The organism is Leuconostoc pseudomesenteroides KCTC 3652, from assembly GCF_014634745.1.
GTDB classification, from domain to species: domain Bacteria; phylum Bacillota; class Bacilli; order Lactobacillales; family Lactobacillaceae; genus Leuconostoc; species Leuconostoc pseudomesenteroides.
On the sequence record NZ_BMBP01000013.1, the window covers coordinates 21587 to 27631 of the forward strand.

A 6045-nucleotide genomic window follows, 5' to 3' on the forward strand; every position below is an offset into this window, starting at 1 on the left:
TATATGACAACATCTATTTTACAAATTGGCGCCATCGATTGGACGCCAGAAATTACTGCACCATTAGATTGGCACTACACGTCTATTTTTGATTTGCCTACTTTTTTAGCGACACAAAAGGACCCTTATATCCTTGAACAAACTTATGTTGTGTTGACTGATGATGTGTTAGAAAGTTCTTTATTATCTAGTCAGATTCAGGAGTGGCCAGCATTTCGGGTGATTTATTTTGCTACCCAGATTGCTCCTGAATTTCAAACAATATTAAATGAGCGACGTGCTTTTGCGATTAGTGAAACAACACCAGAGTCCGTGTCAAAGCGTATTTTAACCGACCTCTATGGTGGGCAACAGGGATTTTCGACACGTTTTAGCGAAACACAGTTTTTACCAACAGTACCAAGTGGCATTCATTTTAGTCGTATGGGTCGCTTTTTGGCGCGCTTCGACGGTGATTTTGGCTCAGAATGGCAACAAATTGGAACATTACAGACACTTACAACAGACTTCATTGCTAATCAAACCAACGAAATTTGGCTAGATTATCGTCAAACGGGGACAGCCGCTGCAGCTTTGCTATTCATCTTTTATCGCGATGGTGACATTTTGAAGCAAGACATGATTAAAGGGGATGCTTTGCGGCGAATGACGCAGGTTCAAGCGCCTGCTGATTATGACAGCTATCAAATAATTGTTTTAGGCAGTGGCAAAGGACAGTTAACGCTTCATGTTGTTCACCAGCGTCGTTCTCGTCACGGTTTGGGACATTTATTACCTGGTGGTCAGTGGCAATTAACATCAGAAGACGAGGAAGTATTATCTTATTTCAATCCAGGGACGTTGCCTAAACCATTAGTGGTCAACTTTTCAGGGGCACGATTACATGTCGATGGTTTTGAGATGGCATCAGCTTTTAATCAATTAGGTGTTCCGTATTTGCTGTTTACAGATGCTCGTATGCAAGGTGGTGCATTTGATGTTGGGTCGCCAGCCTATGAACAAACAGTGATTGACATCATTAAACGGGCGATGGCGGAACTTAATTTAACATCACAAGATGTCATTTTGACAGGATATTCAATGGGCAGTTACCCAGCGATGTATTATGCTGGGGATATTAAACCCGGTGCACTGGTGTTAGCTAAACCAATTATTAATTTAGGCACATTAACTGCTGATGCAGAATTTGCTCATCAATACAATCAAGACTGGACATTAGATGTTCGACGTCACTTGACAGGATACGTGCGACCAAATGATACTGAAGCTCTGAATCAGAAGCTTTGGCGACATATTAGCACTGTGGACTGGTCAACTACAACAGTAGCGTTACTGACGATGGCACAAGATAATTATGATGGCGACAGCTTACCTGAATTACTTGATTATCTTGACACACATCATGCCTTATTAACGCATCAGGTTGAAGCGGGTTATCATAATGAAAAGATTGATGAAATGGTTGACTTTATGATGACACAGTTGACGCAATTGCGAGACAATCGGCTAGCGGAGGACGAATAATGCAATATCAAATTTATTGGCAACCGCAAACACAATTACTGGCACTACAAGGGGCAACAGTTGATTTTCGAGCATTGAATGAGGTGTTCTATGAACACTATTTTTTGCCAAGTGGCCACATTATTGCTCGTTGGCAGTCACAACGTCATGATTTAAATGACAAACCGATAGCGGATTTACCACGATTACAGCAAGGAAAAACTTATGAAGTAATCCGTCATATTGACATGAGTGAGCGCATGTTTGCCTATCTAAGTATCACTTTTTTTGATGAACAATTTCAGGTCATTAAGACATTTAGTAAAAATGCGGAACAGTTGACGATTGAAGTACCGGATCAGTATCATTTTTATACCGTCGATCTGGTATCTGCAGGTACAGGCAACTTTGTTTTTCATGATTTTTTGCTTAGAGAAAAAATGACGGGTGTTTTAAGTGAAAACGATCAAGAAATTGCGCCCGGTGTGTATACAAATTTACAAAAGCCAGCTAAAATTGTCAGTAAAACATTGCGTGTTATTTTTTCAGAGCCGGAAGCGGCAGTAACTGATTACATGACAGACAAAATTAAAGTGACACAGCAAGGGGTTTTATTTGTCACAAGTGACCATTTACAAGCTGGTTTTTATCGGCAAGACAGCCTGATGGCTGCCTTTAAAAATGCACGCCGCGACGTACATGCTCGTAATATTGAATTTGTCGGGTACGGTCCCGTTTCAAGCTATGCGGCCTTGTACTATCAGCAAATCATCAAAGGTAGTACGGCCATTATCACTGATGATGTGCAACTTGATCCCGGTATTACTGGTTGGGCCATTACACGAACGATTGACGGTGTACGCGCGTTAGGCAATCCAATTGCCCCAAACTATATTGCACGTCTGGTTGTGAATCGACCAAAATATGAGCGCTTAGAGATGTTACCTTATGAAACATTGACTGATGAAGAACTGGCCCGTGCGGCTGAAATTGCTGCTCGCCAACCTAAAGTCAATAAATTAGCGCAATGGTTCACTAAATAAAAAGTCAGTTGTGTTTGACCTAGACTGAAAGATTTCCAGCATAGGTTAAATACAACTGACTTTTTAAACAGGTCGGGATTTATTGATCAGCGTTACAGTGGCAGTACTGGTTAGCTCATTTTTGATACTTTCACGAATCTTAACATCCCATACTTGCAACGTACGACCAACTGATAGTGGCGTGGCCGTTGCAATTAAATGACCTTGCGAGACGGCCTTTAAATGCGCAACTTGGATATCAACACCAACAGGTATCTGACTGTCGTCATTAGCTTCATTAGCGCCTAATGAGGCAGCTGTTTCGGCTAAGAGGGCGTTGATACCGCCATGAACAATGCCAAAGGGTTGCATCAGCTTATCGGTGACGTCAACTTCAACAATTGTTTTTTCTGCAGCTAATAATGTGGTTTTTAGGCCTAAAAGTTCTATAATATTCATATAACTAATTTCCCTTCTGAATGGAGTATAACAAATGACAACTTGGAAAGCTATCAAAACATACGACGAAATCTTGTTTGAAAAAAACACAGATGGTAAGAAACCTGGTAAAATTGCCAAAATCACAATGAATGACGTGTCAACTCATAATGCGTTTACACCTGGCATGGTTTCAGATATGATTGATGCCTTTACATTAGCTCGTGACAACGCTGAAATAGGCGTTATAATTTTGACAGGAGCTGGCGATCAAGCGTTTTCTTCTGGTGGTAATCAAAAAGTGCGTGGCAATGGTGGTTACGTTGGGGCTGATGGTATTCCACGTCTTAACGTACTTGATTTGCAACGTCTCATGCGAATTATTCCAAAACCAATTATTGCTATGGTCAAAGGGTGGTCTGTTGGTGGCGGTAATATTTTGCAGTTGGTTGCGGATCTTACAATTGCCGCTGACAATGCAAAATTTGGACAAACTGGTCCGATGGTCGGCTCATTTGACGCTGGATATGGTTCAGGTTATTTGGCGCGTGTTATTGGTCATAAGCGCGCAAAAGAAGTGTGGTTTTTGAACCATTTCTATTCTGCGCAAGAAGCTTATCAGATGAACTGGATTAATCGTGTTGTCCCTTTGGCAGAAGTTGAAACAGCGACAATTGAATGGGCTGATGAAATGCTGACAAAATCACCAACTGCCTTGCGCTTTATTAAAGCGGCTATGAACGCAGATACGGATGGTTTAGCTGGCTTGCAACAATTTGCTGGAGATGCAACAATGTTGTACTACACCACAGATGAAGCCAAAGAAGGTCGTGATTCATTTAAAGAAAAGCGCGATCCAGATTTTGATCAATATCCTAAGTTTCCTTAATCTAACTGTCACTGAGAAATGAGCTGTTATGACGTTAAAAGTTGCTATTGCACAAATGAATATTGCTTTAGGACAACCTGAGGTAAATGAACAAACCGTGGCAAAATACGCTCAGAAAGCTTCTGAGGCAGGGGCAGATATTTTAATTTACCCTGAAATGTGGAACACTGGTTATGCACTGACTGATTTGCCGCAACTAGCAGACAATGACGGCGAACGGAGTCGTCATTTATTAGCCAGATTAGCCAAAACATATCAACTCAATATTGTTGGTGGTTCGGTTGCAACAATGCGTGATGGGCGATTTTTCAACACAATGTTTGTCTTTAATCAGTTAGGGCAACAAGTCTCACGTTATGATAAGGCGCATTTATTTGGCTTAATGAACGAAGAAAAATATATTGCTGCAGGTAGCCAACCGAATACATTCGGATTGGCAGGTGTCTTGTCAGCTGGTGTGATTTGTTACGATATTCGTTTTCCAGAATGGGTACGGACCATGATGTCAAGCGGTCCACAAGCAATTTTGTATGTGTCAGCAGAATGGCCAATACAACGTATTGCGCAGTGGCAAATTTTATTACAAGCACGCGCAATTGAAAATCAAGCGTTTGTTGTTGCTGCAAATCGTGTTGGTAGTGACCGAGACAATACTTTTGGTGGTCGTTCACTAGTAATTGACCCATTGGGCAACATTGTAGCGCAAGGCACGGATGCTGATGATATGTTAGTCATAGCTGACATAGATATTGCTGATGAAACAGCAATCCGTGGCCAGATACCGGTTTTTAGCGACCGTCGTCCTGATTTATACCGTTAAGCGAGGTAAAGAAAATGCATTTTGAAGAATCTGACTTACTAAAAACGCTTCCAAAACAATTTTTTGCCTCATTAGTGGCAAAAGTAAACGCAAAAATTGCGGCAGGGTATGATGTCATCAATTTGGGACAAGGTAACCCAGATCAACCCACGCCGGATTATATTGTCAAAGCGATGCAGGATGCAACAGCAAAGCCAGCTGATCATAAGTATTCGCTTTTTCGTGGCGAACTGCGCTTCAAGGAAGCAATTGCCCAGTTTTATCAGGATGAATATGGTGTCACCATCGATCCGTACACGGAAGTAGCCATTTTAGCTGGATCAAAAATTGGTTTGGTCGAATTACCTTGGGCATTAATGAATCCGGGAGAATTGCTCTTGTTACCTAATCCAGGATACCCAGATTATCTGTCAGGGGCAGCGCTGGGACGAGTAAGATATGAATCTGTTACGCTCAAGCGAGAGAATGACTTTTTGATTGACTATCATGATATTGATGATAAAATAGCTGAAGAGGCGAAGTTTCTTTATTTAAACTATCCAAACAATCCGACAGGGGCGGTTGCAACGGCCAAGTTTTATACTGATACGGTCGCTTTTGCTGAAGAAAAGCAAGTTGGCATTGTATCAGACTTTGCCTATGGCGCTATTGGATTTGACGGTCAAAAGCCATTGTCATTTTTGCAAACAAAAGGCGCTAAATCAGTGGGAATTGAAACATATACATTTTCAAAAACCTTTAATATGGCTGGTTGGCGTGTTGGGTTTGCAGTAGGTAATGCTGAGATGATTGAAGCACTTAATCTGATTCAAGACCATTTATTTGTATCACTTTTTCCAGCGGTACAAGATGCAGCGATTGAAGCATTGGCAAATCAAACAGCCCGTCAAGAATCGGTCTCGAACTTAGTTGCTTTATATGAGAAGCGACGGGATGAATTTGTTGCAGCAGTGACCAGATTTGGCTGGACCCCCTATGTACCTAAAGGTGCTTTTTATGTTTTAATGCCAGTACCTGAGGGTTATACGTCAAGTTCGTTTGCAGATCTATTACTGGAAGAAGCTAATGTCGCTGTTGCAGATGCATCTGGATTTGGTGATGGTGGCGAAGGCTACGTCCGTGTGGGCTTGACAGTTGAAGCGGAGCGCTTAGTAGAAGCCGCTGAACGAATTAGTCAATTGGCTATTTTTAGACAGTAATGGACTTATTGAAAAAATAATTAAATAAACCTCAAAAAGGTATTGACAAAGGGAAAAAAGAGCGTATAGTTTTAATAGTTGTCTAAGAGGCACCGACGCGAGCGAAAAAAAGTCAACGAAAGAAGTAGTTGACAAGGCGAGCGAAAGGTGATAAGATAATATAGTTGTCTCAAG

The 6045-nt window shown here is 41.5% G+C and carries 6 protein-coding genes; 5 read left to right on the top strand and 1 reads right to left on the bottom strand.

Annotated features, from left to right (window positions below):
• The first annotated feature begins 3 nt into the window (after positions 1-3).
• Both asp2 and asp3 read left to right on the top strand, forming a co-directional pair.
• The gene (gene asp2, locus IEU65_RS09815) at positions 4-1524 is read left to right on the top strand and encodes an accessory Sec system protein Asp2 (RefSeq protein ID WP_010275899.1); all 1521 of its coding nucleotides are present in this window, start codon (positions 4-6) and stop codon (positions 1522-1524) included.
• Positions 1524-2546 (top strand): accessory Sec system protein Asp3, encoded by a 1023-nt coding sequence (gene asp3, locus IEU65_RS09820; RefSeq protein ID WP_010275895.1) that lies wholly within the window; start codon positions 1524-1526, stop codon positions 2544-2546. The genes asp2 and asp3 overlap by 1 nt, the downstream gene beginning before the upstream one ends.
• Before the next feature lie 63 nt (positions 2547-2609).
• On the opposite strand, the gene IEU65_RS09825 is transcribed toward asp3, so the two are convergent.
• Positions 2610-2984, bottom strand: coding sequence for a PaaI family thioesterase (locus IEU65_RS09825; RefSeq protein ID WP_010275891.1), 375 nt, complete (start codon positions 2982-2984; stop codon positions 2610-2612).
• Positions 2985-3018: 34 nt separating this feature from the next.
• Between IEU65_RS09825 and menB the strand changes: the two genes are divergently transcribed.
• From menB to IEU65_RS09840, 3 genes are read left to right on the top strand one after another with little or no spacing between them, the layout of a single operon-like run.
• On the top strand, positions 3019-3852 hold the full coding sequence (gene menB / locus IEU65_RS09830; protein WP_010275888.1) for a 1,4-dihydroxy-2-naphthoyl-CoA synthase: 834 nt from the start codon (positions 3019-3021) through the stop codon (positions 3850-3852).
• Positions 3853-3880: 28 nt separating this feature from the next.
• Complete coding sequence (locus IEU65_RS09835) at positions 3881-4672, top strand: carbon-nitrogen family hydrolase (protein WP_010275883.1); 792 nt, start codon at positions 3881-3883, stop codon at positions 4670-4672.
• Positions 4673-4686: 14 nt separating this feature from the next.
• Positions 4687-5871 (top strand): pyridoxal phosphate-dependent aminotransferase, encoded by a 1185-nt coding sequence (locus IEU65_RS09840; RefSeq protein ID WP_010275880.1) that lies wholly within the window; start codon positions 4687-4689, stop codon positions 5869-5871.
• Positions 5872-6045: the final 174 nt, after the last annotated feature.

Coding starts and splice junctions, on each gene's coding strand:
- asp3 (WP_010275895.1), top strand. CDS start 1,524: ATGCAATATCAAATTTATTGGCAACCGCAAACACAATTACTGGCACTA.
- IEU65_RS09825 (WP_010275891.1), bottom strand. CDS start 2,984: ATGAATATTATAGAACTTTTAGGCCTAAAAACCACATTATTAGCTGCA.
- IEU65_RS09840 (WP_010275880.1), top strand. CDS start 4,687: ATGCATTTTGAAGAATCTGACTTACTAAAAACGCTTCCAAAACAATTT.
- IEU65_RS09835 (WP_010275883.1), top strand. CDS start 3,881: ATGACGTTAAAAGTTGCTATTGCACAAATGAATATTGCTTTAGGACAA.
- menB (WP_010275888.1), top strand. CDS start 3,019: ATGACAACTTGGAAAGCTATCAAAACATACGACGAAATCTTGTTTGAA.
- asp2 (WP_010275899.1), top strand. CDS start 4: ATGACAACATCTATTTTACAAATTGGCGCCATCGATTGGACGCCAGAA.